Genomic DNA, 26682 nt, shown 5'->3' with positions numbered 1-26682 from the left:
AAAATGAAGAAGAATTACGTCCTTTTGACGGCTGTCCTTTTCGGGACTTTTTCTTTGGTGAATGCTCAGGAGAAAAAGGATTCTCTGTCTGCGGAAAAAATAGATGCAGTGATCCTCACGGCGATGAAGCAGATTAAAACAGACAGTCTTTCCGGGAACCTGAAACGAAATGATAAGCTGCTGGAAATTCCTCAGAATATTGTAAGTATCAAAAGCAGCCTGCTGAATCTTCAGGGAGCTTTTGATGTGCAGGACGCACTTCGGAATGTGAGCGGAATTTATATCGGGGATGCTGCCGGGGCAGGAAATGTTTTTGCCGGGACTTTCAACGCTCAGCTGCGGGGTTTCAGTCCTGTGAGTACTTTCAGAAACGGGCTGCCGTCTTTTGCGGGAGGACTTTCGCAGGAAGATGTTTCCTTAATTGAGCAGGTAGATATCATCAAAGGTCCGGCTGGTTTTGTCAATTCGATGGGAACCGGAGGTGGTTCATTAAATATCAATACCAAAGCACCACGAAATTACAGGGTTGGTGAAGCGAATATTGCTGCCGGAAGTTTTGGATTTTACAGGGCTGCTGTGGATCTGGGAAGCGCCGTGAAGGAGAAAGGGTTTTCTTTCCGTTTCAATGCTGCCTATGAATCCCAGGGCTATTACGCCGAATATGCAAAACGCCGGAAATTTGTTGTAGCTCCTGTTATTCAGTATAATATCAGTAAAAATACGTTCTTACTGGCGGAGTGGAATATGATTGTAGGCAGAGCTTTGCAATCCAGCAATTTTATTCAGTATGAAGCTGAAACCAGAGTTCAAAAGCATCCGTGGAATGCCAATTATCAGGGAGATCCGAATTTACCGACTTCCAAGCTTGATGAACATTACGGAAGATTGGTCTTTAACCATCAGCTGAATGACAAATGGAAAATAGTTTCGCAGTCTTCTGTTAAAAGTACGCCATTGGACCAGTGGAGCCTTCTGGGTGGAACTGCCAGTTACACGCCGCCTATGTTTGACGATGCGGGAAATGCAATCCGTTCAAGTTTCAGAAATAAACAAAAATATCTGACGTATAATACTCAATTGTTTGTCAATGGAAGCTATAATATAAGTCCAAATATCGTTCATACCGTCCTTGTTGGGGCAGATTTTAACAGCAGCAAAAGCAATACGGAACATATCCAGGGCGTTAATGAATTTGTTTTTAACCGGGATCAGCAGAATTACGGAATAGACCGTGACCTGCTCACCCAGCCAGAGGCCGACGATCAGATTGATTATACATCTTCCCGGGACAAAACATTGGGAGCATATGTTTACAATACAGTTAAATTCTGGAACCGTTTATTTGTAGATGCAGGATTCCGTTACAGCAAAAACAGACGGGAAAGGTATCTCAAAGGCCCTTATTCTCCTGAAGGCGATGATAAAATATACAGACATCATGCCTTTAATCCAAGGGTTGGGGTTACGTTTATGATTCAAAAGAATTTTGCCGCTTTTTTCTCTTATGATCAGAGCTTTGACCCAATGGCCGGAACAGATCCGCAGGGGAAAGAATGGAAACCGCTGGAAAGTTACAACACAGAATTGGGATTGAAAAAAGATTGGTTTGAAGGTCTTTTGTCAACTTCTGTGAGTGCTTACAGGATTATCAGGAATAATTCATTCTCACAGAATCCGGCTACAGGCCTTATGACTCAGTTTAATCAGGTAAGAAATCAGGGAATAGAGGTTGATGTAATCGGTTCCATTTACCCGAATATTACACTGACTGCCAATTATTCTTACATTAATTCAGTGTATTCAAAAGATCCTTATGCTTCGCAAATGGTTGGGCAGAGATTTTCAAGTGTTCCGAGGCATCAGCTCAATGCCTGGGTGATGTATAAATTTCAGAAAGGAACACTGAACGGGCTTTCCCTGGCTTTGGGTGAAACTGCTGCAATGGTCCGCGAAACTGATGTTCCCGGTGTCCGTATCCCGGATTTTATAAAGCTGGATGCGAGTATTATGTATCAGTACAAGAAATGGTTTATCCGTGGGATCTTTGATAATCTGACCAATAAAAGATATATCACAGACGGAAATGTACAGCCGAGATACAATTCAGATTGGTCTGCTGTGGTAGGAGAAGCATGGATGTACAAAGAAAGTAATCCTTTCAACTTTAAATTTCAAATAGGGGTGAAATTTTAACATTTAAATGCAACTTTGTTGCAATAAAATTCATATCTTTACAACAAGGGAATGCCGAAAACCTTAAAGAGTAGGCCAAATTAAAAAAATGTTTTATTATGGAAAACAACAAAAAGATGAAGCTAAACATCGAAGATCTTAAGATCGAAAGCTTCGTAACAGCACTAGACAAAGATTTGTCTAAAAAATTACAAGGTGGTTTAGGACTTGCTCAGGCAGGAGATCATGACCACCCAACTCACACTGTAAAAACTCAGGACAGACTTCACGTTTGCGGAACTGTTCAGTGCTAGTTATCGTAAGAGAATTATTAAGGGCTGCTTTATTCGTAAAGCGGCCTTTTTTTGTAAACTTTTTTCCAAAAGATTTCACAGATAATTGTGATATTCGTGAAAAATTTGCGGCATTTGTGTTTAGATTTAGAATTTGGCTAAAGCCATTTGAATATAATTTCTTTGGTAAGCGGGCTAAAGCCCGCTCCTATTGAATTCTGAAATTTGAAATTATTATAATATGCATAAACGGGCTAAAGGCCTTTCGTATTGATGTTTAATGATAAAATCTTTTATCTTTTATCTTTTATCTTTTATCTTTTATCTTTTATCTTTTATCTTTTATCTTTTATCTTTTATCTTTTATCTTTTATCTAAAAATCAATGCGTCCCCATCTTTGAAAACACATTAATAACAATCACCCCGATCACAATAAGGGCAATTCCGATCAGTGCCGGAAGATCAGGAACCTGCTTGAAAGCCACAATCCCGATGAGTGTGATAAAAACAATCCCTACTCCCGACCATATGGCATACGTTATTCCTACAGGGATCTGCCGGAGGGTAAGGCTTAGAAAGTAAAAGGCGGCGGCATAGCCCACAACGGTTACCACAGAAGGTAAAAGCTTTGAAAATTCTTCAGATTTTTTCAGAAATGTAGTGGCAATGATCTCAAATATAATGGCTAAGGCAAGGAATATATAACTGCGTCCCATATGGCTTCTTTTCAACAAAAATAAGGAAAAGCTCTTTCTTACCACTAATAACTGACTGATAAAAAAACTTTATGGCATTCCAGTATCCGATTATTCTGTTTTAATTTCAGGCTTCTTAGTTTCCTTTATATCTGAATCCTACCTGAGCATCTGAGATTAGAAAAAACACATGGAAAAATTATCATCTCGTTAGTCTTTTCAATCATACTCTCTCAAAGTATTTACTATAAGGTATTTTGCGGACAGGAAAAATATTTTCATTGAAAAAGTCTGACAGTATGGGTTTCACCTGTGTCAGTATTTCTATGACATGTGACAAAACTTTCCAATTGATGACATATCATATGACAGCTTTTCCAAAGTGAGTGATAAAATTTCAGGCTCAAAAAATAAGTTTTCTTAACATAATATATTTCTCATTTCGTAAAATCTGACGTTTTAAAACAACCTCAAAACCCGGTATTATGCATCGCATTTCTTATTTTTTGTTTTATCAAGTCCAATATAGAAGCATAAAAACGCTTGTCAATTTTATAAATTTTTACAGATAACATAATAAATATATTAATAATTACATAAAAACATATTAATTTTTTGTAAACATAAAGTTAATAAAAACCTATACATAAACATCATAACATACTGATATACATCATGATTATTTACTTTGGCACATGATTTGAAAACTGTAATATTGCAATTAGAAAATTGATAAAATAAAGTCAAATAATTAAAAATAAAACAAAATGGTAACTTACATTGGTATCGCAACATGTTTAGTAGTGTTCACTTCTTACTTTATGACTGTAAAAAGAGAAGAAAGAAACTAAGTTCTATTACAGGAAACAGCCTATAGAACAACTATATTAATTGTATTGTTTATGTTTTTTAATCTGAATACTCAGATTCCGCTCTTTTACTCCTTTGAGTAAAAGGGCCCGAAAACATAACTTAAAAACTGGACTTCATAGCAAATTTTATATATCCAAATAGTCAAGCCGCGCAATAGCACGGCTTTTCTTGTATTAAATTGAAAAATATATTCTACTGCAAAAACGGATACGTGAAAAAGATAATGTGAATGACATTAAATAAAAAATGAGCCAGAATATTTACAAAGATATTTTGTGACCGCTGGTAGATCCATCCGTACATTCCTCCGGCAACTACCGCATAAGAAACATAGGCCGCTCCGCCCTGCCAGTGCAGCAAACCGAATCCCAAAGCCGCAACAGCCACCGAAATAAAATCCGCATTTCTGATATTCAGAAGAGACAGATGTCTTTGCAGGAATCCCCTGAACAGGACTTCCTCTGCCATACAGACAATGAAAAGGTTATTGATTCCCCAAATAATAAAATAGGAATGGAATTTAAAATCAAATCTTACAAAATGAAATAAAACCGACAGGCTGAGAAGAAGAGCGAGAGTCATTAAAAAAAGCATCCAGGTTTTCTTTATTCCCCGCCATAGATCTGTTCTTAACGGAATAACCAATAACAGCAGAACCAAACCTGCCAGCAGCTTATCCGCATTAAAATACATGGTAAAAGGAACGGCATCTTTGGAAACCCGGATCTTATCAAAATACAAAACATTATTAAATCCGGGAACAATATGCTGATACAGGGCAATACAGGCTGCAAAAATAACAGCAGCCAGACTGTGATAAAGGAAACGGGAATATTGCTCGTTTCTTTCCAGTGATGAATACATCAGAGCCATTCCTCCCAAAATTACAATGATCAAAAGACCTGTCCATTCAATAAACCCTAAAAGAAGACCTATAAGCAGTCCGGAAAAGATCAGTCCGGATTTCATCAAATCTTCTTTTCTAATATATTTTTTAATCATTTCCATCGATCAGATTTAGTTTAAGCAAAAGTAAAATAATTCCCCGTGATCCGGATAATAGAAACAATTGTCAATACTTGAAGAAGCTAAAATGCCATTATTTTACTCATCCTCCTTCCCATCCTCCTTTGCTTTATCGGCCTGACTCTTCTGGCCTACCCGCTTATTCACTTTCAGGCCCTGCTCATCATCCAATAAAGCATTATCTTTGTGTTAGATAAATTTTTTTTTTCAATTGAGTATGAATCTGTATAATCTCATCATTCAGGATAAGGAGGAAGTGACCCTCAACGATGTTTTTCTTGACAGTAATAACAGAGCGCAGCTGGTACAGCTTATCAAAGAGAACACCTACGCTAAAGAATTGCAGGAATACGGGCTTCCGGTGAACAATAAGATCCTTCTGCAGGGCAATTCAGGGTGTGGAAAAACCATGACTGCAAAAGCCGTAGCAAATGCTTTAGGTAAAAACATCCTGATCCTTAACCTGAGTAATATTGTTTCTTCCCGCATCGGAGAGACTTCACAGAATATTAAAATGATCTTTGACAAAGCAGCAAGGGAAAGATCGGTGCTGTTTCTGGACGAGCTGGATCAGATCGGGAAAGCAAGAGGGAGCGATGATAAGGATGTAGGCGAAATGAGGAGGCTGGTGAATACTCTGATCCAGCTGATTGATTATTATCCGGAAAATGCCCTGCTACTCTGTGCTACCAATCATGCAGAGATCATTGATACTGCCTTGTTAAGACGTTTTCAGCTGAAAATCAATTATGAAATGCCTTCTGATGAATTCCTTGATACTTTTTATGATGAGCTTCTGTCCAAATTCCCTGAAGACCTCAGAAATATAGAAAGAAAGTACGCTGTTTCCTTTGCTGAAGCGAAAGACCACACTTTTACAGCCGTAAAATCGGCACTGATTAAAAAACTGGAATCCCGGGAAATCACACAGCCATGAAAGAAAATATCCTCCACAACCTCGAAACCATCCATGCCAGAATACAGAAATCCTGCGAAAAATCCGGCCGGAATCCCAACGAGGTAAAACTTCTGCTGGCTACAAAAACAGTTTCTGCTGAACAGATTAAGACGGCTTTGGAAAACGGAGAATTTTTAATCGCTGAAAATAAAGTTCAGGAGCTGAAAGAAAAATATAACGACCTTACAAATACGCCGCATGACAATCATTTCATCGGGCATCTGCAAACCAATAAAATCAAGGATATTCTAAAATATGATGTTGTTTGTGTACAATCCCTCGACCGTCTGGACCTCGCAGAAAAACTTCATCAAAGGCTTTTATCTGTGGGAAAAACGATGGAGGTTCTGATCCAGGTGAATACTTCCGGTGAAGAAAGCAAGTTCGGAGTACATCCTGATGAAGCTGTAGAACTTACACGGAAAGTTTCTGAATTCAGTACCTTAAAAATCAAAGGTTTAATGACCATCGGGCTTTTCAGTGCCGAAATAGAAAAGGTAAGGCTTTGCTTTAAAATACTGAAGAATCTGCAGCAGGAACTCATCCGTTTAGATATTCCCAACGTTGACATGAAGGAGCTTTCCATGGGTATGAGCGGAGATCTGGAAACCGCTATTGAAGAGGGTTCTACGATTGTGAGAGTGGGAACGGCTGTATTTGGGTCAAGAATTTATCCGGATAGTTTTTATTGGAACGAGGGAGTTTGAGAGTCTGAGGGTTTTAGAGTTTTAGAGTTTTAGAGTTTTAGAGTTTTAGAGTTTGAAAATCGTGATTTAATGGTGCATTGTGATTATTTTCTACCAAAAATTTTGTAAATATGGACATTCATAAGGCAATGGTTATTTGCTGGTAAAAAATATGCAATTAAAAATATATTGATGAAAACAAAATATACTACTCTACTATTAACTTTCTTGTCAATAATAGTTTTATCTCAAAATTCAAACAACAAAGAATTTGATAGAGAAATATTTGAGTATTTATCAAAGACTGTTGAGAAAGATTCTACCATTTTGGAAACTTTCATCCTCAATTCAAAACCATTTTCAAAATGGGACATAAGGCCCTTAGAAGTAAAAAAGGTGAAAGCGCTCGATTCTATTTATACTTCAAGCCAGATTCCAAACTTTATCTGGGGAGCATTTTCATCTCAATACATGATTCCTGAAGAAGAAGCCATGCAAAAACCTAATGTCTTTTTAAATGATGGATTCAAATATAAAAGTAAATGGGAAACCCATCTTAAAAAGAATATTGAAAAGTTTAATACGCTCTCCAGTTCAATTTTACAATCTTCACATAAGATTTTTTTAAATCAAATTACCCTTCAGAGGGTTGATGCTGTTTATAAAGAAAATAATACATATTGGAGCTATGTACTGGACCAAACTTCACCTTATCCTATTTCACCCGATATTTATATTGATAAAAAAGCAAAATTCTCAAATCAGGATATCAAAATATTAGATCTTTTAAAAGAACTGAACATTTATTGTGCAGTGAAAACCTATAAAGGAATATTTTATCTGGCAGATGGATTTACAGATAACTCTTATGGAATTTATTTCAGTCCTAAAAATGAAATGGAGCAAGAGAATCATCTTTTTGAAATAATGAAATCTGATCAAGCGGCACAAAACTACTTTTATTATATAGCTAATTAACAATTGATTATTTCTAAAGTTTATTTCAATAAAAAAACAATGAGAACCCATAACCGGTATTATCTTTTACTTTTATTAATTCCCAATTTTCTTTTGGCGAATGCCGGATCCGGAATGCTTTGGTTCAGTTTCTTACATTTAATCTGGATCAATTTTTTGATCGGAACTTTTGAAAGCAGCATTATTCAGAAAAAATTCAATATTGAAAATAGAAAATGGCTCATTATTGCGGCCAATTACGTTTCGATGTTTGCGGGATATTATTTTATTGCCCCTTATTTCTCTTCAATAAATGGAAACCAAGATTTCTGGGCTATGAAAACCAAGGTCGGAGAATATCAACTTGGAGGTTTCCTTATCGGGTTTCTGTGCAGCTTTCTTGCCACTTTACTCATTGAATTTCCCTTTTACTGGCTCTCTTTAAAGATCAAATATAAAGGCTGGAAGCTGTTTAAACCTTTTCTTACCGCGAATCTTCTGAGCAATATGATTATGTTCCTGATCTATTTTATTATGTTTGCTCTTGTGGCAAAATGGTAAAACAAGTCATTAAAACAATACACAATTCAATTTAACCCGTTAAAAATCACTCATTTAAATTAATTTTTCAACAAAAAGTATTGGAGAATAAAATTTTTTATACATTTGCATAACTGATTATGTAATTGATTATAAAAAAATAGAGAAATGGATTTTTTTAACAAAACAGGGAAAATGGCTTTAGGCAGCCGGCTTCGTTTATTAACCGCAAAAGTTACGGAAGATGCCGCCAAAATTTATGAAATGTACCATGTTGATTTTTCACCTAAATGGTTTCCTGTATTTTTTATCCTTCATCATGACGGAGCCAAAACTATTACTGAAATTGCTGAACAGATCGGTCATTCCCAGCCGTCTGTAACTAAAATAGTCAAAGAAATGGCCAAAGCGGATTTGGTCGAAGACAACATCAAATCACAGGACAAACGCAGAAATGTAGCAGGGCTTACAGAAAAAGGAAGCATCATTGCAAAACAGATGGTAGAAGAGCAATGTGCCGATATAGATGTAGCCATTGACGGAATTATTGCCGAGGCTACACACAATCTTTGGGAAGCCCTTGAAGAATGGGAATTTTTACTGGAACAGAAATCCATGTTTAAACGGGTACAGGAGCAAAAAAAGCTGCGTGAAAGCAAAGATGTACAGATTGTAGAATACCAGCCGGAGCATAAAGAAGCTTTTAAAGCATTAAATGAGGAATGGATTTCCACCTATTTTGAAATGGAAGATGCAGATTACAAAGCACTGGATAATCCTGAAGAATATATCTTGAATAAAGGTGGAAAAATCTTCGTCGCTCTCTATGACAATGAACCTTTAGGAGTTTGTGCATTAATTAAAATGGACGATCCCCATTACGATTATGAAATGGCAAAAATGGCTGTTTCTCCCAAAGCTCAGGGCAAAAAAATGGGCTGGTTACTGGGTCAGGCTGTGATCCAGGCTGCAAAAGAACTGGGAGCCTCAAAAATATATCTGGAAAGCAACACCATCCTGAAACCTGCGATCAACCTGTACCACAAAATGGGATTTGAAAAGGTAGCAGGCCATCAGACTCCTTACAAACGCTGTAATATTCAAATGGAATTAAATTTAAAAGATTAAAAAATGTACGATAAAAAAATAGCCGTTGTCATCAAAGACGATCTACTAAGCTGGCAGAAGCTGAATGTGGTTTCTTTTTTAGCGAGCAGTATTGCCATTCAGTTTCCCGAAACCCATGGAGAAGATTTTATTACCGCGGATAATGTTACATTTCTTCCGTTTTTAAAGCATCCGGTTCTGGTTTACAAAGCAGAAACACAGGAGAAATTACAACGGGCTTTTTTACGTTCGAAAGATCGTGAGCTTGCCATCGGTATTTACACTAATCCCCTATTTGCTACCCGCTCCGGCGAGGAAAATATATTGGAAATAGCAAAACATACTACGGACAATCTGGATCTGGCTGGTATTATCGTTTACGGAGAAAATAAAAAAGTGGACAAAGCTCTGGATGGATTGAAGTTTCACGAATAAAATCATCAATATGTACAATAGAATAGAACAAAGTTTTAGCAGACAAGGACTGATGAAAACCCTGAACGCCCAACTGGCCGCCGTTGAAAAAGGACAGGTAACCATCACCTGTGAATTCTCAGAAGCCCTCACGCAGCAGCATGGCTTTTTTCATGCCGGAGTGGCAACAAGTATTGTAGACAGCGCTTGTGGTTATGCCGCATTAACCATGCTTCCTGAAAATACAGAAGTATTGACTGTTGAGTTCAAAGTCAATTTTATGAAGCCGGCCAAAACAGATAAGCTTATCTGCATCGGTAAGGTTCTGCAGTCAGGAAAAACTCTGACCGTCTGCGAAGGTTATGTTTATGACAGCAAGGAAGAAAAACTGATTGCAAAAATGACCGCCACCATGATTGGAGTAGCTTATTAAACAACGATAAAGGTTGTTATTTATATTGAATGAATATAAAGCACAGGAATAAGGGGCATTATTAATTTTTTTTCCGAAAAAAGACTGGCTAGATGCTAAAATTAAGAGTCTGTTTATTTAATTATAAAAATTTACGTTAAAAAAGTTAATCTTTTCATTTATAATATTTTACAACGGTTTTATGTATAGATTTACCGGACACAAAATACTTTATAATGAAACAAAATAATTTCAGTTCTCTCCGGGAACTATTCCTCTGCTCTGTCCTGAGTATCTTTCTATTGATCAGTTGTTCCAGCACTTCAGCCACCAATGAAAGTGATGCCATAAAAATTACTTTTTTAGTAACCTGCGGCACCATTGCTGCTATTTTTATTATTTTCTATATTTCAAAAAAGCTTAAACGATAGATTCCTGATTTTATCTGGACAAAAGATTCCGTTGCATGAGTAATTGGAGTATGTGAATTTGTACTAAATAATAGCCCTTTTCTTTTGAGAAGGGTTTTGTTGTTTATTATTTTATGGTTTCCCGTAAGGAATTTTGATATTTTTTTGTGATGTTTGTTGGATATTAAAACTATAGGAAAATTTCCATATTAAAAGCAAATTTATATCATTAGTAATTGAATTAAATATTGGTTTTTATTGGATATCTATTTATTTTTAGCAAAAAAATATAATGACCGCATATATACATCTATACAACAAAGTAAAGAAGAATTCAATATCATTTCAGACGAAATTGAAATTATTAGAGACAAAATAAATAAAATAAGAATTGAAAATTACCATGATAAAACCAAGGGACTTTTATTGATGATATATCTAAACAAAAATATTTTTAAACAATATGAAATCAACTATTTGCCTTTCTTTTTTAATAGATAAGCCAGAAATCTCAATAGCATTTTTAGCTTTAATCGTATCAATTATTGGAGTTTTCATTTCCATTTGGACAATAAGATCATCTCAAAAGCACAATAAACTTTCAGTTAAACCAATTGCTTATATTTTGCCTCAAAATTATGAAGATAAAATCTGCATAAATATACAAAACAAGGGGACCGGACCATTAATTGTTAAGAATATAGAGTTTATTGATTTAAAAACTAAAATAAAAACAAAATCTTTAGTCGAACTAATGCCCAATCTTCAAAATTACCATTGGAGTAATTTTAGTTCTGCAAAAGAGTTTGTATTAAGCCCAAATGAAACAAAAATAATGTTGGAACTTAGTGGAGAAATCGATGATAATATTTACATATTGAATCGCGAGTTGATTCGTGAAAAATTATCCAATATTGAAATTTATCTTGAATATACAGGAATATATGAAGATGAAAATATCAACATTAAATATCTTCTTGATTGGTATAGAAGATATTAAAATATATTCTTTCTAACAGTTCTCAATTTAACATTTTAGAATAGATTTCCGCTAGCAAATAGAATATCAACAACTAACTAATTGAAATTCAGAAAAATATTTGATTTAAAATCATATTCTAAATCGATCGTTCAAATAATATTCATAAACCTTTAAATTAACCCAATCCCTTTAATTGCTAAAATGGATTGAGTATATCTAGAAAATTTTCGGTTCTACAAAATTTCCAAACTTTGCGAGATAAAATAAATCATAAAGTTTCACATTTTAAGGTTTTTTTATTAAACATATTCAATAAAAGTAAATAGTATAAAGGATCTTCAATCAGAAATCAGCACAATTATCAAACAACTTCCTATTTATCGCATACAGAATTCTTACTTTAATTGAAGATTCGGTACATTTTTTGCTCATAAATTATTAATAACCAAACAAATACATTTTATGATTAAAAAATTACTTTTGGGCTGTCTGTTTATGACGGCAGTATTATTGTCTTCATGCAGTAAGGATCAAAATACATCATCAGCAAAAGACAGTGAAATATCAATTAAAACAGTTTCAATGGTCACTTTTGGTGCCATGGCTGTTGCACTTCTTGTAGCCTACAGTTATCGAAGAAGGTAAGGAGATAAAAAAAATAACAAGAAAACACCCGCTTAGAATCTAAACGGGTGTTTTATATTTATGGTAAATAATTATTACATATAAGCTTCAATCGGCTCACAAGTACAAACCAGGTTTCTGTCTCCATAAGCTTCATCAACTCTGGATACGGAAGCGAAGAATTTGTGGTCTCTTACCCAGTCTAATGGATATGCTGCCTTTTCTCTGCTGTATGGCTTATCCCATGAATCAGAGATTACCAGCTGTTCCGTGTGAGGCGCGTTTTTAAGAACGTTATTCGCCTGATCTGCTTCTCCGTTAGCAATCTCATCAATTTCTTTTTTGATAGAGATTAATGCTTCTGCAAAACGGTCGATTTCAGACTTGCTTTCAGATTCTGTAGGCTCAATCATTAATGTTCCTGCTACAGGGAAAGAAACAGTAGGTGCATGGAATCCATAGTCCATTAGTCTCTTCGCCACGTCCGCAACTTCAATTCCTAAAGATTTGAACTGACGGAAATCTACGATACACTCGTGAGCCACTCTTCCACTCTCGTTTGAATATAAGATCGGGAAATGCTCAGCCAATATTTCTTTAAGGTAATTCGCATTCATGATCGCGTGTCCTGTTGCTTTTTTCAATCCATCTGTTCCTAACATCTTGATGTAAGAATAAGAAATATTAAGGATCAGACCAGAACCGTAAGGTGCTGCAGAAATACCTTCGATGGCTTCTTTAGCTCCGATTCTGATATTGGCATTGGAAGGAAGGAATGGAACAAGGTGCTTAGCCACACAGATCGGACCTACTCCAGGACCTCCGCCTCCGTGAGGAATAGCAAAAGTTTTGTGCAAGTTCAGGTGACAAACGTCTGCCCCGATGTTTCCAGGACTTGTGAATCCTACCTGAGCGTTCATGTTCGCTCCGTCCATATACACCTGTCCGCCGTGCTCGTGGATCAGACTTGTAATTTCTTTAATGTTTGCATCGAAGAATCCGTAAGTTGACGGATACGTGATCATTACACAAGAAAGGTTTTCAGAATTCTGCTCTGTTTTAGCTTTTAAATCTTCAAAATCAATTTCTCCGTTTTCAAGATTTTTAACCACTACAATTTTCATTCCCGCCATCGCTGCAGAAGCCGGGTTGGTTCCGTGTGCAGACTGAGGGATCAATACTACATTTCTGTGTCCTTCCCCTCTTGAGATGTGATACTCTCTGATCACCATTAATCCTGCATATTCTCCCTGAGCTCCAGAGTTTGGCTGTAGAGAAGTTCCTGCGAAACCTGTGATTTCAGCTAAATCTTTCTCCAATTCTCTGATCATTTCCTGGTAACCTCCAGCCTGATCTACCGGTACAAATGGGTGAACAGCTCCCCAGTTATCCCAGGAAAGGGGCAGCATTTGAGTAGCAGCGTTCAGTTTCATTGTACAAGAACCAAGAGAAATCATTGAATGCGTTAATGATAAATCTTTTCTTTCCAAACGTTTGATGTAACGCATCAATTCCGTTTCAGTGTGGTATTTGTTGAATACCTGCTCCGTAAGAATTTCGTCTTTTCTTAAATTCTCCTCAGGAATGCTGTATCCTTCTTTTATTTCTAGTTTGAAGGTCTGCTTATCTTTGAACTGAGCGAAAGAAGCCATCAGATAATTTAATTTCTCCAATGTTGTACTTTCGTTGATCGCGATACTTACCACCCCTTCTGTGAAATAGTTCAGGTTAAGTCTGTGATCAAGCATCATTCTCATCAATCTTCCTTTCTCATCCTCACTCATCGTGATTTTCACGGTATCGAAGATTGGCTCTTCAACTGTCTGGTATCCTAATGCTTTAAGACCGTTTTTCAAAGCGTTGGCTTTAAAGTGGATCTGGTCAGCGATATAGTTTAATCCTTTTGGCCCGTGATAAACGGCATACATTCCTGCCATTACCGCAAGAAGTACCTGTGCTGTACAGATATTGGAAGTAGCTCTTTCTCTTTTAATGTGCTGTTCTCTGGTCTGAAGCGCCATTCTCAATGCACGTTTTCCGTACATATCCTGAGAAACCCCGATGATTCTTCCCGGAATGTCTCTTTTGTAATCTTCTCTGCAAGAGAAAAATGCAGCGTGAGGACCTCCGTAGCCCAATGGAATACCAAATCTCTGTGAAGTTCCAACGGCACAGTCAGCACCCATGGAAGCAGGAGATTTCAGTTTAACCAAAGCCATCGGATCACAGGCAACAACAACCTGTAAGTCTAATTTTTTGTATTCTACAATATCTTCAGTATAGTCTAAAACAATACCGTTCTTCCCCGGATACTGCAATAAAACTCCGTAATAGGTTCCATCAAACTGGTGGGTTTTATGATCACCTTCTACGATTTCAATACCTAAACCTTCTGCTTTTGTTTTTAAAACTGAAACGGTTTGAGGTAAAACAAGATCGGAAATGAAGAATTTGTTGGCATTCGCTTTTTTCTGATCTTTCGTTCTGTTGTTAAAGAACATGTGCATGGCTTCGGCAGCAGCGGTAGATTCATCCAGAAGAGAAGCATTCGCCAGCTCAAAACCTGTAAGGTCGCACACTACAGTCTGGAAATTAAGAAGAGCTTCCAGCCTTCCCTGTGCAATTTCAGCCTGATAAGGAGTATACGCCGTATACCAGCTAGGATTTTCAAAGATGTTTCTCTGAATAGCGGACGGCAAAAGTGTATTATGGTATCCAAAACCAATGTAGCTCGTATAATCAGTATTCTTCGATGCCAGATCCTTTGAATGGTTCAGCATTTCGTATTCTGAAAGCGGTGCAGAGATCTCAAGATCTTTCTCCAAACGGATAGAGGAAGGAATGGTCTGAGAAATTAGTTCTTCAATACTTGAAACGCCCAATCTTTCCAACATTGCCTGTTTATCGGCTTCATTAAGGGAAATGTGACGGCTCACAAACTGTTCTGTATTCATTTTTATTTATTAGATTTTGTTCGTAAAAAAGATTCGTAAAATTACGATTTTTTAAACGATTGTACAAGCGTTCAAATTTGCCGATACAATAACGAAAAACTTATATTAGTTTTGAAAAAATGACAGATAATTTACTCTCTATTCAGAATTTAATAATCTAAATTTCTAAAGTCAGGAAGTTTGAAGCCCGGAGATGGAGGTTATTGAAGTCCAAAAGAAGAACCGGAGAGTTGATTTTATTAATTTTTAAGTCCGGGAAACTACCGGAATAAGGATCAACATACCTTTTTTAAGGTTTAAACCTTAACAAGGGTTGCAGCAGTAACTTTATTACGTTTCGACTTTCAAGTTTTACCTTAATCAATACTATTTTCAGGGAAAAAGATGAGCCTTAAAACAGGATTTTCAGGCTGGAAACAACAGTATCAACAAGCAGAAAACAGGCTAACCAACAGGTATCATAACATTTATGAAATTTTATTAATTATATTTATTCTAAATTAATATATTTGCAGCATGAATATGATTGTCCCGTTTAAAGTACCGCCATTGGCTCCTGTATATGCATTCAACAATGAAGATATGTTCTGTGAAAAGAAATCCTGCTGTAAGAAATTCAAAAAAGGAAAAAGATGCAAGAAGTGTCCGGGAAGGAAAAAGATGGCGTAAACTATCCGAAGTTTTTCACTAAAAAATAAATGGCTGCGGCCAAAATAAGAATTCCCCAGATCAGCATCATGATTTTTGGCTGTCCGGATTTGTTGATCCGTGTTCTGGGCTGAGGCTTAAACATTTCCTCTACACTGCTTTTATACTGAGCACCGTCGTTCTCAAAGACTTCAGTAATGGTGATTCCCTGAACAGCCGTTTTATGAAGCAGAGAATTGGTCGCATGAAGCAGCAGCTGGAATTTCCCATCCTTAAATTCTGTGATCTTAAAGATCCTTTCACCAAAAGGTTTTTCGAGCCCGAAAGGCAGTATTTTCACCACATCGGCATTATTCGTCTGCCAGTTAATGATGATCTCCTCCCCTTTTTTTGCATGAATTTTATTCGCCGTAAATGTTTTAATACCTGGCGGAATATTGTACCTGAAACTTTTCTGATGACTTTCTAAATTCTGATCATACGTGCGCCTTCTTCCGGCATCACTCAATATCTCATACGCTTCCTGAATTTCACGAAAACGCCCGGCAAAGAAATCGTCATTATCATTTTTGTCCGGATGGTATTTTAAAGACAGTTTTCTATATGCTTTTTTGATGTCTTCTTCTGAAGCATCCTGAGAAATCCCGAGAAAATAGTAGTAGTCTTTCATTGAACTATGCAAAAATAAGGATTTATTTTTTTCGTTGCTTTCATCGGAGGCAAAATAAAAGCCCTTGTTTTGCTTAATTTCTTTTTATTTTCCATTTGACTGATGAGGAGCGGTGGCTTCGAGGTCCTCAGCCACCTTATTGCAGACGTGGATATCAAATTTTGAATCAATAAATGGTTGAGCTGGCTGGTGGCTTCGAGTGCCTCAGCCACCAGTACTACACATATAAACATCACTTTTTTTTGAGACGTGTAAAACGTGTAATCCGTTGGTGGCTGAGGGCCTCGAAGCCACCATTATTTTGAGATTGCTTCGTCGCTATGCTCCTCGCAATGACTGGAATAAAAAAGTTCCGGCGCGGGAAGCAAAGCTTCCCGCGCCGGAACTAACAATTTCAATTTAGTTTTTACTGATTAAGCTTCTGCTTCTGCAGTATCGTTCTTTTTGCAGCATCTTGAAGTAAATTCCTTTTTGAATTTTCCTTTCAGTTCCTGATACTGCTCTTCGTCCATTTCCCTGATTTTATCTGCAAGGCCGAAAGGCGACTTTTCTTTGATTCCATATTCGTTAAAAATACCTTTCATAAATCTTTTTCTTTGGGCTATTTTTTTGGCAGCCAATGCTACACCCACAACCGCTAATGCTCCAAGAGCTCCTTTTAATGCTGAATTTTTCATTTTTTCAAAATTTTAAATTTTACTACTTCTTGTTTTTTATATAGACGGATGAATTTCAATTTTACTTTACTACTTCTTAAAATTTTAAACTACCCGTTGTTTCTGTTGAAGAATCCGCCCGAACATTTATCTTTCCATACTTCTTTGAACTTTTCACGTTCTTCAGGAGACAGCCCGGCCATTTTTTCTCTCATTTTTCTTTCTTTAAAGTCTCTCATTCCTTTTCCGAAATGGAAACCTCCAAAAAGGATCTTACTTAAAATCAGTATTCCCATTGCCTGCCAGAATGTAATGGTTTTTACACCCAGAATATCGGGAAGAAGGCAATTCCAAAGCCACATTACAATAAATGTAACGACAGCGAGAATAAGCGGCGGACATAATAATAAAAAAATCCAGCCTTTTTTGTGTTTATGATTCATAATTTCTTCTTTACTAACTATTTAAATCTTCGTATAATTTTCTCAGCCTGTTTCTCAAATGCTTTACCGCATAATTCTTCCTGCTGATAATGGTCTTGATATTTTCTCCCTGTTCGTCTGCAATCTGCTGCAGGGTCTTGTCATTCAGTTCGTTTTCTACGTAAACCAGTCTTTGTTTTTCGGGGAGTTCATCCAATGCCTCGAAAAGCTTCTTCCATATTTCGTCCTGGAACATTTTGACTTCAGGGCCTGCGCTTTCATCCAGCAACAGAATATCCTTGATAGAAAAACTGCCGTCTTCATCTTCATACACGAAATCTTCAAGATTTTCTGTTTTCTTTTTGCGGTAACGGTCCGTGATTTTATTTGCTGTTACCCTGTACAGCCAGCCGCCTACATTCACAATCTCCGAAAGATTGGTCAGACTGCTGAACTGAAACCACACTTCCTGCAGAATATCTTCCGCATCTTCGGTGTTTTTCACTTTCGGACGAATATAAGACATCAGCTTTCCTCCGTACTTTGAAACGGTTTGTGAGATGATACTTGCTTTCTCCTCCTGTGGCATTGTTATTTCTTCGACAACCTCCATATTGCTATGACGATCTGTCTTTTGGTTTTACTTTAATAAATTTAAAAAAAATTATTGATTGTGGAATTTTTTGTTGTGGGAGCGGGGTTCGGGGTACGTGATTCGTGATGCGAGTTTTTGTGATTCGGGGTTCTAGGTTCGGGTTTAAGAGTCGGAGTGTTTTAGAGTTAATGAGTCTGAAGAGTTTTTCATTAGTTCCTCATTAATATTTCTGCATCAATAGTCTGAAATCTGAAATCTGAAATCTGATGTCTGAAATCTGATGTCTGATGTCTCACATCTAACTTCTCACATCTAATTTCTAACTTCTATTTCAAAAAAAAACGGGAAGCATTACACTCCCCGTCAATCTTTATTTGTCTTTATTATTTCTTATTGAAATTCTCTGCAAAAAAGCCCAGCATATATTTATACAGTTCTATTCTGCTTGGTTCTTTTTTGAATCCGTGGCCTTCATCATATTTTACCATATACGGAACCTCAACGCCTTTTGCACGCATTCCTTTTACAATCTGATCCGATTCATTGATATTTACTCTAGGGTCATTGGCTCCCTGAACAACAAATAGCGGTTTCTTTATTTTATCGATATGGAATACCGGAGAAACTTCTTTTGCAATTTTAGCTTCTTCAGGATTATCAAGGTCATACCAGATCTGCTTTACCATTTCTTTGTAAGGCTTCCAGTATTCCGGGAAAGATTCAAAGAAGGTGAAGATATTGGAAACGCCTACATAATCAACTCCACAAGCATAAAGATCTGGTGTTTTGATCAATCCCATCAGGGTTGCATAACCTCCGTGGCTTCCACCGTAGATCGCAATTTTATCATTATCGATCCAGCCTTGTTCAATCACATATTTTACTCCGTCTTCCACATCATCCATTGCTTTTCTTCCGATCTGTTTGTAACCTATATGCTGAAATTCTTTTCCATAACCACCGGAAATTCTGAAGTTCACATGCAGCGTGGCATATCCTCTACTCGCAAAAAGCTGATCTTCAGGGTTGAATCCCCATTCGTCTCTGATTCCCTGCGGACCTCCGTGAGGATTAACGATCAAAGGAACTTTTTTACCATCTGCAGCGGCTTTCGGCAAGGTAATATATCCTCTGATGGTCAGTCCGTCCCTGCTTTTGAATTCAATAGGCTTCATTTCAGCCATATCTTCTTCTTTCAGCTGCGGCATCAGGTTGTACAGAAGTTTTAACTGTTTGGATTTCGTATCGTACTCATAGTACGTTCCATATAGCTTATCACTGCCTACTACCACTAATAATTTATCTTCATTATCATCGGAAGATACAACTGAGAATTCCTTGTCTTTGAATTCAGATTTTAATTTATCGTGAACTTCTTTGTAAAATTTACTGACAGGAATAGTTTCACCCTTGGTACCGGTGTAGCTGATATAATCCAGCTCATAGTTTCTGTTTTTACGGGCCGTGCTGATAGAACTTACATCATAAACAGGGTTTGAATACACTTCTTTAATGATTGCATTTTTTTTCAGGTCATACAGAACGATTCTCGCTTTGTCACTGTCCAGATTCGTTACCACATAGGCTTCGTCCTTATTTTTTGAATTATCATTCAGCCCGATAATACTGAAGGTGTTCTTCCAGTCTGTTGATTTAATCAGGTTGAATTTACCCGTTTGTAAATCTTTATAATAGGTTTTCGTAGTCAGTCCGTTTTCAAGGACTGTATAGCCTCTCATGTTCCCGTCTTTGTCAAAAAGATAACCGTCAATAGGATTGTTCACGTCTTTATTTTCATAAAGCTGGGTCATTTCTCCTGTATTGAAGTTTATTTTATACGGTTCAAAGATCTGTTTATTGTTTTTATTGAGGGCCACAATAACAAATTCAGTATCCTTTACGATATCTGCATAGTTTAAGGTTACCCCTTCAAAAGGCGTTAAATCTTTCAGGTTCTTTCCATCAATATCTACCGCATACATATGAGTATTTTCATTCCCGCCTTTGTCCTGCGTGTAGAACAGTCTTTTCTTATCCAGCCAGCCGTAGCCTCCGATCAGATCATCTTTTTCTACAATCGCTTTCGTGATTTTTCCTGTCTTCAATTCTTTTACGTAGACGTGGTTTTTCTTATCCTTGTCTTTTTCCTTGTAGGAAAGATATTGCCCGTCCGGTGAAATTTTAAACTGTGAAGCATTCGGTCTTGCGAAATAATCTTCCACTTTATATTTGAAATTCCCTTTATCAAAAGAGACCATCTTTTCAAGGCTTTCTTTGGAAGAAGGAAGCGTAGGGTCACCCGGCAGTTTTGCCGTTGAAGTCTGTGCATTGATCATAATTGCCGACAGTACGATTTGAGCCGCACCAAAAATTTTTGCATTTAGATTCATATCTTATGTTTTGGATTAAACTATATATAGATTTTAAAAACAATAAAACCTTATACCCAATAAGACACATTGAATTCAAATATGTTACACAATTCATAAAACATTCATTAAAAAATCAGTTTATATAAAAAAAATACTAATTAAAATGATTGAGTTATTCCTTTTTTACTACAAATCATCAATTCAAGTAAATTCCAAAATACCATGTCCAGACGATCAGAATAAGCTGCATCGGAATCCGTTCTTTATAAAGATAATTCATGCCGGGACCTGTATAATCTGCTTTGAAAATATTGATTTTTTTCTTTGAAGAATTGATATTGGCGATGAAAACCAAAACATAAAAAATAATGAGTAAAATAGCTGTCGTTTCCCGTAAAGACGGAATCATCAACCCAATTCCTGCTGCCATTTCAAGAACTCCCGTGAAATAGACCCAAAACATTTTTCCGGGCACAAAATCCGGAATCATCATCGCCATCCCTTTCTGAAATTTGAAATGTGAAAGTCCTGTAAATATAATGAACGCCGCCATTCCCAGGTTTCCCGAAAATAAAAAATCAGGCTTTCCCTGAAATATATAAGTTCCCAGCAGAGCCAGAATAAATACCGCAAAAAGAATGTTTAACAATTTCATACGCTTCTTTTATTTGTCACCTTAGAAAGATAAGGTAAATTTTACAAAAATAAACCTTACAGATCACGAAAATCTATAAGGCTTACTTATTTCTTTTAAAATCCTGAAAAGCTATTGACCTTCCGCAAGGTTTTTTACTATTTCAAGTCCCTGTTTAAATCCTGAATCCATGTCGGCTTCCCAATCTTTTTCTACCTGTACCTCTACATGCAGTTTGGTTTTTCCGTCCAGATCAATAAGGATATATTTTTCGAAAGATCCGCTCCATTCCATGATTTCTTTGCTCTGTGTATCTTCGTTGCCTTCTTTATCTACCATTCCCAGGTGTTTAAAGATAATCTGCTTAGGCTCCTCAAGGCTGTCGATGGTTGATACCATTCCTTCTCCTTCTTTATTAACGAAATAGGTTTTTCCGCCAACTTTCCAGTCGGATTTCATTAAAGATCCTCCAGCGCCGAAAAATTTCGTCCACTCCGTATAAGTATCGGTATTCCATAAAGTGTCCCAGACTTTCTGAGGGGCTGCGTTGATTTCAGTTTCGTAAGATAAGGTTTCCATATTTTAATTTTTTAGTGGTTAATATCATTTATAATTGATTCTCCGACAGGTTTTTCACAATGCCTAAAGCCGTCGGGAATTTTTCTTCAAAAAAGCTCTGAAACTCATCAGGCGTATTGATTTCAATTTTCAATAGCGTGCCCGTTTCTGTTTCCTGCAGAATATAAGCTTCCGTAGCATCGCCCCAGTTCTGCTCTTTTTCCACGCCGCCATAAATTTCTCCAAGATGCAGGAATTTAATTTCTTTATTCGGTATATTTTTCTCTACACGGCTAAACATCCCGTCATTATTCGGATCCAGGAATTTTACAATACTTCCTTCGTCAAATGTTCCCTGATAAAACGAACCTTCCGTAAACGCCGTGGTCCACTGTCTGTACGTAATATCGCTCCAAAGTACATCCCAAACCTTTTCAGGCGGTGTATCGATCTGAATTTCAAAAAATAATTTCTTCATTGCTTTTTTATTAGAGGTTAGATTTTAGAAGTTAGATATTAGTTTTTTTTATTTTAGATATCAGATGTCAGACATCAGATTTCAGATTTCAGATTTCAGATTTCAGATTATAAATTATAAATGATTGATGATAGATGTCAAAAATACTGCTATTCGTCGTTATAACCTCCAGCATCTAACTTCTAACTTCTAACTTCTAACTTCTAACTTCTAATTTCTAACTTCTAATTTCTGATTCTCATCCTCCCACGAAATCCCCGCCATTAATATGAATGACTTCTCCCGTAATATAATCCGCATCTCCGGAAGCCAGGAATACATACGCCGGAGCAACTTCTGACGGCTGTCCCGCACGTTTCAGAGGCGTATCTTTTCCAAAGGTGGAAAGATCATTGAAAGCTTCTTTCACAAGCGGCGTCCAAATGGGGCCGGGAGCAATTCCGTTGACTAATATTTTCTTTTCCGCAAGGTTGGTTGACAAAGATCGGATGAAAGATAAAATGGCTCCTTTCGTAGCTGCATAATCAATCAGGTGATCGCTTCCGCGGTATGCTGTGACCGATGTGGTACAGATGATCCGGCCTCCCGTTTTTATAAAGGGTAAAAAATCCCTTGTAAAAGAAATCATCGAGATGATATTGGTGTTGAATGTTTCCTGAATCTGCTCATCCGAGATCTTTTCAAGACTGTTTTTTGAAGTATGAATTCCGGCATTGTTAACCAGGATATCCAGCTTTTTCCACATTTTCTGTATTTTCTCAATACATCTGGTTCTGAATGCTTTTTTAGTGAGATCACCTTTGATCAGAATACATGCCTGTCCTTCTTTTTCCACCAGTCTTTTTGTTTCTTTCGCGTCATCATCACTTTCTTTATAAATGATGGCAACATCTGCACCTTCTCTGGCAAAATGAACAGCTACAGCCTGCCCTATTCCACTGTCGCCACCTGAAATGACCGCTTTTTTCCCTTCAAGTTTTTTGCTTCCTACATAACCGTTCCGGATAATCTCCGGAAACAGCCCTTCTTTAGGTACTTTTGATTTGGATTGTGACTTGTTCTGTGTTTTCATAAGCAAATCTTTTATCTGAATAGCATCAAACGGTAAGCCGAAAAGGTTTAAGAAGCAAAAGGGCTAAATGTCAAAATCGCGGAAAAAAGCAAATTTCCCTTTACGAATTATACGCTTCTTCCAGATCCTTAATTATAATATTCTTCATTTTCATAATGGCCTGAAGTACTTTTCCTACTTTTTCCTGATCAGGATCATTGATCAGCTGCATGGATTGTTTAGGGAAAATCTGCCAGCTTAATCCATATTTATCCTTCACCCATCCGCACACCTGTTCGCTTCCTCCTTCGGAAGAGAGACCATTCCAGAAATAATCTGTTTCTTCCTGTCCGTCTGTCATGACAACCATTGAAATTCCTTCATTGAAATCAAATGCGTGGTCATAGGAATTATCCATACAGAACAAACTGTAACCATCGATGGTAAAGTGGGCATGCATTACATTCTCGGGATCTTCACCGGATTCTCCGCCGTCTTTATATTTTGAAATATTCCCGATAGCTGAGTCAGGGAAGACTTTTGTATAAAATTCCATGGCTTCTACCGCTTTTCCATTGTTTTGATGAATAAACATCAGGGTAGGAACCAGTTTCTGATCACTGGCTTTCTCCCCTAAAAACAACTGCCAGGTCACTCCATACCGGTCACGTATCCAGCCGTATTTTTTACTCCAGGGATAGGATCCGAGATCCATGAGGGCCGTACCTCCTTCTGACAGCCGATCCCAGTACTTTTGAACCTCATCTTCCGTATCGCAGATCACCATGAATGAAACGGAAGGATTTTTCTCCTGCGGCGGACCGTTAAGCAGCATAATCTTCTGTCCGAAAAGCTCAATATTGATCACCACCTGCGTGTCTACGGTAATTTTCCCGTTGAATATCTCACAATAAAAATCTGCTGATTTTCTCGCGTTTCCATCAAATAAGATGCATGGAAAAATATTGTTGTTCATAATTTAGGATTTTAGGGTTGTTGCTAAAGGGCGAAAAGGCTAAGCGGTAAAACTGTGAATAGCAAATTTGCCCTTTTATCATTACGAATTATACGCTTCCTCAAGTTCCTGTATCACGATCTTCTGCATTTTCATCATCGCCTGAACTACTTTCTGGGCTTTTGACGGGTCTGAATCATTCATCAGTTCAATCAGTCTTTTCGGAACAATCTGCCAGCTCAGCCCGTATCTGTCTTTCAGCCAGCCGCACATGCTTTCTCTGCCGCCGTCTGAAATAAGGGTATTCCAAAGGTGATCCGTTTCTGCCTGATCATCCGTCATGATTACGATAGAAATTCCTTCATTAAAATCAAACTGATGATCATAAGAATTATCCATGCAGTAGAAACTGTAACCATCAATGGTAAATTGAGCATGCTGGATGTTTTCTGCCGGTTCGGAGATAGGATGACCTTCTCCTCCATCGCCGTATCTCAGGATATTTCCAATATTTGAATTGGGGAATGTTGTGGTGTAGAACTCCATCGCTTCCATTGCTTTCCCGTTATTCTGATGGATGAACATCATGGTAGGAACAATTTTCTGCGATTCCGGCTTATCGCCCAGGAACAGCTGCCATGTCACGCCGTATTTATCCTGTACCCAGCCATATTTTTTGCTCCAGGAATAAGAATCCAGAGCCATAAGAGCCATTCCTCCGTCTATCAGTTTGTCCCAGTATTTCTGAACCTCATCTTCGGTACTGCAGATGACCATAAAAGAGATGGAAGGGTTTGTTTTGAAATGAGGTCCGCCATTCAGCAGCATCAGTTTCTGCCCGAACAGTTCAATGTTCATCACAACAGGAGTATCTGCAGTGATCTTTCCGTCAAATACCTGACAATAAAATTCTGCAGCCTGTTTTGATTCTTCATCAAACCAAAGACATGGGAAAATATCTTTATTCATATAGTTACATTTAAGGGGTTGAAATATATTGTATGGATCACTTCGGATGAATAGGTTCCGTAGTGATTGAAGTATCCGGTAATTTCAGGTATTAGTTTTTGAAAGAAATCTCATGTTCTCTCATGTGGTTTTTCAGTTTTTCCATGGCATTCTTTCCAAAGCCATGAAGCTTCATGATTTCTTCTTCAGAATAATGCGAAAGTTTTTCAAGAGAATCTATTTTTTCTCTTTCCAATGATTTTCTTGCCGGCACCGCAATAACGCCGGAAAGGAACTGATTAGTTTTAACCATATGATTAACAGCACAAATGGAGCTTAAACATTTTGCCATTATGACCAGATTTATCATGGCTGACAAGGAGTATTTTAGTGGTTTTCAACATATTTGTGAAAATTGTTGAGAATAGCATACCAGCCTTCTCTCTGCATTTCCACAGAATTTTGTTTTTCGGGATCAAAAATTTCGGTAACCTTAGTGGTATTTTCGTCTATCTGATCAAAAATAACTTCTACTTTACGCCCGTCCTCCAGGTGATATTTGATCGCAGCATTAGGAACTACTTCATCATAAATTCCTTCGAAATCAAAACCGAAGCTTTTATCCTTAGCTTCCATTCTTGTTTTAAATTTCCCACCTACCCTCAGATCATTTTCTGATCTTGGGCATTCCCAGCTTTCGTGGGCAAAATTCCATTTTGTGATATGTTTAGGTTCATTAAAATAATTCCAAACCTTTTCTACAGGAGCTAAAATGGTGATATCTATTTTAATTGGATCCATAGTTTTACTTTTTAATGTTGGGTTAAAAAGGCAGTCCGGGTTGAACTGCCCTGATAATTTAGTTAAATATAAGATTATTTTGAATATTCTTCATTATAGTTCACCATCCAATGAACACCGTATTTGTCCTGGAAGCTTCCGAAATAGTCTCCCCAAAACTGGTCTTCAATAGGCATTTCTACATTTCCGCCTTCTGAAAGCCCTTTGAAAAGTCTGTCGGCTTCATCCCTTGATTCCGGGAAAATGGAAACATAATTATTATTTCCCACAGTAAGCGTCTGCCCGAACCCCGGAACAATATCCGAAGCCATTAAAAGATCATTTCCAATAGGTAAAGCAATGTGCATTACTCTGTTTTTTTCTTCTTCTGATAAGTTTTCAGTTCCCGGAGCATTGCCCATTTTGTGGATTTCCCCATGGAATTCTCCGCCGAAAACAGATTTGTAAAAGGTGAAAGCTTCTTCTGCTTTTCCATCAAAATTCAGGTATGGATTTAATTTTGCCATGATTTCTTGTTTTTAAATTGTTGTTAATTAATGTTTATTTTGTTTTGAATTGTTCCATCCAATTGTTTCAAACGCGAAGGCGCAAATTTTCTTTAAACCAACTGTTTTAAGGCGCAAGGATTTTATCTCCGATAAAGTTGTGTATTACTATTATTGAAATAAAATCAACGACAAACCTTTTTATGTAATCATAATCTTTGCTGAAAATCTTTGATTTTCTTGCGTCTTAAAAAATGTTTTCAATTATATAAAAGCCTTGCGTCTTTGCGTTTATCCAACAACTA

The 26682-nt window shown here is 37.1% G+C and carries 30 protein-coding genes; 13 read left to right on the top strand and 17 right to left on the bottom strand.

What is annotated here, in order from left to right:
* The first annotated feature begins 3 nt into the window (after positions 1-3).
* Both JET18_RS06915 and JET18_RS06910 read left to right on the top strand, forming a co-directional pair.
* Positions 4-2193, top strand: a complete 2190-nt coding sequence (locus JET18_RS06915) for a TonB-dependent siderophore receptor (protein ID WP_202089888.1) — start codon at positions 4-6, stop codon at positions 2191-2193.
* A 98-nt stretch (positions 2194-2291) separates the two neighbouring features.
* Positions 2292-2486: a pinensin family lanthipeptide gene (locus JET18_RS06910; protein WP_202089887.1), complete on the top strand. Its 195-nt coding sequence runs from the start codon at positions 2292-2294 to the stop codon at positions 2484-2486.
* A gap of 360 nt (positions 2487-2846) precedes the next feature.
* On the opposite strand, the gene JET18_RS06905 is transcribed toward JET18_RS06910, so the two are convergent.
* Both JET18_RS06905 and JET18_RS06900 read right to left on the bottom strand, forming a co-directional pair.
* Positions 2847-3182, bottom strand: a complete 336-nt coding sequence (locus JET18_RS06905; protein WP_202089886.1) for a DMT family transporter — start codon at positions 3180-3182, stop codon at positions 2847-2849.
* Positions 3183-4226: 1044 nt separating this feature from the next.
* Positions 4227-5042: a CPBP family intramembrane glutamic endopeptidase gene (locus JET18_RS06900; protein WP_202089885.1), complete on the bottom strand. Its 816-nt coding sequence runs from the start codon at positions 5040-5042 to the stop codon at positions 4227-4229.
* A gap of 235 nt (positions 5043-5277) precedes the next feature.
* Between JET18_RS06900 and JET18_RS06895 the strand changes: the two genes are divergently transcribed.
* The 10 genes from JET18_RS06895 (at position 5278) to JET18_RS06850 (ending at position 12171) form a co-directional block, all read left to right on the top strand.
* Positions 5278-5997 carry an AAA family ATPase gene (locus JET18_RS06895; RefSeq protein WP_202089884.1) on the top strand — a complete coding sequence of 240 codons (720 nt, stop codon included), beginning with the start codon at positions 5278-5280 and terminating at the stop codon, positions 5995-5997.
* Positions 5994-6725, top strand: coding sequence for a YggS family pyridoxal phosphate-dependent enzyme (locus JET18_RS06890; protein ID WP_202089883.1), 732 nt, complete (start codon positions 5994-5996; stop codon positions 6723-6725). Before JET18_RS06895 ends, JET18_RS06890 begins: the two co-directional genes overlap by 4 nt.
* A 171-nt stretch (positions 6726-6896) precedes the next feature.
* Positions 6897-7682, top strand: coding sequence for a hypothetical protein (locus JET18_RS06885; protein WP_202089882.1), 786 nt, complete (start codon positions 6897-6899; stop codon positions 7680-7682).
* 39 nt (positions 7683-7721) lie between these two features.
* Complete coding sequence (locus JET18_RS06880) at positions 7722-8222, top strand: hypothetical protein (protein WP_202089881.1); 501 nt, start codon at positions 7722-7724, stop codon at positions 8220-8222.
* Between the two features lie 147 nt (positions 8223-8369).
* On the top strand, positions 8370-9329 hold the full coding sequence (locus JET18_RS06875) for a bifunctional helix-turn-helix transcriptional regulator/GNAT family N-acetyltransferase (protein WP_202089880.1): 960 nt from the start codon (positions 8370-8372) through the stop codon (positions 9327-9329).
* A 3-nt stretch (positions 9330-9332) separates the two neighbouring features.
* Positions 9333-9743, top strand: coding sequence for a DUF2000 domain-containing protein (locus JET18_RS06870; RefSeq protein ID WP_202089879.1), 411 nt, complete (start codon positions 9333-9335; stop codon positions 9741-9743).
* A gap of 10 nt (positions 9744-9753) precedes the next feature.
* Positions 9754-10155: a PaaI family thioesterase gene (locus JET18_RS06865; protein WP_202089878.1), complete on the top strand. Its 402-nt coding sequence runs from the start codon at positions 9754-9756 to the stop codon at positions 10153-10155.
* Between the two features lie 215 nt (positions 10156-10370).
* Positions 10371-10565 carry a hypothetical protein gene (locus JET18_RS06860; RefSeq protein WP_202089877.1) on the top strand — a complete coding sequence of 65 codons (195 nt, stop codon included), beginning with the start codon at positions 10371-10373 and terminating at the stop codon, positions 10563-10565.
* Positions 10566-11007: 442 nt separating this feature from the next.
* Entirely contained in the window at positions 11008-11544 is a 537-nt protein-coding gene (locus tag JET18_RS06855; RefSeq protein ID WP_202089876.1) for a hypothetical protein, read from the top strand.
* Between the two features lie 444 nt (positions 11545-11988).
* Entirely contained in the window at positions 11989-12171 is a 183-nt protein-coding gene (locus tag JET18_RS06850) for a hypothetical protein (RefSeq protein WP_202089875.1), read from the top strand.
* Between the two features lie 74 nt (positions 12172-12245).
* Here the strand turns inward: JET18_RS06850 and gcvP are convergent, their stop codons facing one another.
* Positions 12246-15104 (bottom strand): aminomethyl-transferring glycine dehydrogenase, encoded by a 2859-nt coding sequence (gene gcvP / locus JET18_RS06845; RefSeq protein WP_202089874.1) that lies wholly within the window; start codon positions 15102-15104, stop codon positions 12246-12248.
* 516 nt (positions 15105-15620) lie between these two features.
* On the opposite strand from gcvP, the gene JET18_RS06840 reads away from it, so the two are divergent.
* Entirely contained in the window at positions 15621-15773 is a 153-nt protein-coding gene (locus tag JET18_RS06840; protein WP_202089873.1) for a hypothetical protein, read from the top strand.
* A gap of 1 nt (position 15774) precedes the next feature.
* On the opposite strand, the gene JET18_RS06835 is transcribed toward JET18_RS06840, so the two are convergent.
* The 14 genes from JET18_RS06835 to JET18_RS06770 form a co-directional block, all read right to left on the bottom strand.
* Positions 15775-16422 (bottom strand): J domain-containing protein, encoded by a 648-nt coding sequence (locus JET18_RS06835; protein ID WP_202089872.1) that lies wholly within the window; start codon positions 16420-16422, stop codon positions 15775-15777.
* A 413-nt stretch (positions 16423-16835) separates the two neighbouring features.
* On the bottom strand, positions 16836-17099 hold the full coding sequence (locus JET18_RS06830; RefSeq protein ID WP_202089871.1) for a hypothetical protein: 264 nt from the start codon (positions 17097-17099) through the stop codon (positions 16836-16838).
* Between the two features lie 89 nt (positions 17100-17188).
* Positions 17189-17521 (bottom strand): hypothetical protein, encoded by a 333-nt coding sequence (locus tag JET18_RS06825; RefSeq protein ID WP_202089870.1) that lies wholly within the window; start codon positions 17519-17521, stop codon positions 17189-17191.
* Positions 17522-17534: 13 nt separating this feature from the next.
* Complete coding sequence (locus JET18_RS06820) at positions 17535-18113, bottom strand: RNA polymerase sigma factor (RefSeq protein WP_040994467.1); 579 nt, start codon at positions 18111-18113, stop codon at positions 17535-17537.
* A gap of 365 nt (positions 18114-18478) precedes the next feature.
* Entirely contained in the window at positions 18479-20485 is a 2007-nt protein-coding gene (locus tag JET18_RS06815) for a S9 family peptidase (protein ID WP_202089869.1), read from the bottom strand.
* Positions 20486-20663: 178 nt separating this feature from the next.
* Entirely contained in the window at positions 20664-21122 is a 459-nt protein-coding gene (locus JET18_RS06810) for a DoxX family protein (RefSeq protein WP_202089868.1), read from the bottom strand.
* A gap of 111 nt (positions 21123-21233) precedes the next feature.
* Complete coding sequence (locus JET18_RS06805; RefSeq protein WP_202089867.1) at positions 21234-21680, bottom strand: SRPBCC family protein; 447 nt, start codon at positions 21678-21680, stop codon at positions 21234-21236.
* Between the two features lie 28 nt (positions 21681-21708).
* Positions 21709-22137, bottom strand: coding sequence for an SRPBCC family protein (locus tag JET18_RS06800; RefSeq protein WP_202089866.1), 429 nt, complete (start codon positions 22135-22137; stop codon positions 21709-21711).
* A gap of 238 nt (positions 22138-22375) precedes the next feature.
* Entirely contained in the window at positions 22376-23209 is an 834-nt protein-coding gene (locus JET18_RS06795) for an SDR family oxidoreductase (RefSeq protein ID WP_202089865.1), read from the bottom strand.
* A gap of 100 nt (positions 23210-23309) precedes the next feature.
* Positions 23310-24164, bottom strand: coding sequence for a VOC family protein (locus tag JET18_RS06790; RefSeq protein ID WP_202089864.1), 855 nt, complete (start codon positions 24162-24164; stop codon positions 23310-23312).
* An 81-nt stretch (positions 24165-24245) separates the two neighbouring features.
* On the bottom strand, positions 24246-25112 hold the full coding sequence (locus JET18_RS06785) for a VOC family protein (RefSeq protein ID WP_202089863.1): 867 nt from the start codon (positions 25110-25112) through the stop codon (positions 24246-24248).
* A gap of 91 nt (positions 25113-25203) precedes the next feature.
* A complete protein-coding gene (locus JET18_RS06780; RefSeq protein WP_228728495.1) occupies positions 25204-25443 on the bottom strand; it encodes a DNA-directed RNA polymerase subunit alpha C-terminal domain-containing protein in 240 nt (79 codons plus the stop codon).
* A gap of 35 nt (positions 25444-25478) precedes the next feature.
* The gene (locus JET18_RS06775) at positions 25479-25892 is read right to left on the bottom strand and encodes an SRPBCC family protein (RefSeq protein WP_202089861.1); all 414 of its coding nucleotides are present in this window, start codon (positions 25890-25892) and stop codon (positions 25479-25481) included.
* Between the two features lie 74 nt (positions 25893-25966).
* Positions 25967-26398 carry a VOC family protein gene (locus JET18_RS06770; protein ID WP_202089860.1) on the bottom strand — a complete coding sequence of 144 codons (432 nt, stop codon included), beginning with the start codon at positions 26396-26398 and terminating at the stop codon, positions 25967-25969.
* Positions 26399-26682 lie beyond the last annotated feature (284 nt).

This window comes from Chryseobacterium endalhagicum (assembly GCF_016745235.1).
GTDB classification, from domain to species: Bacteria; Bacteroidota; Bacteroidia; order Flavobacteriales; family Weeksellaceae; genus Chryseobacterium; species Chryseobacterium endalhagicum.
Note: the sequence above shows the minus strand (reverse complement) of the source record. Positions and strands in the feature narration are given on the sequence as shown.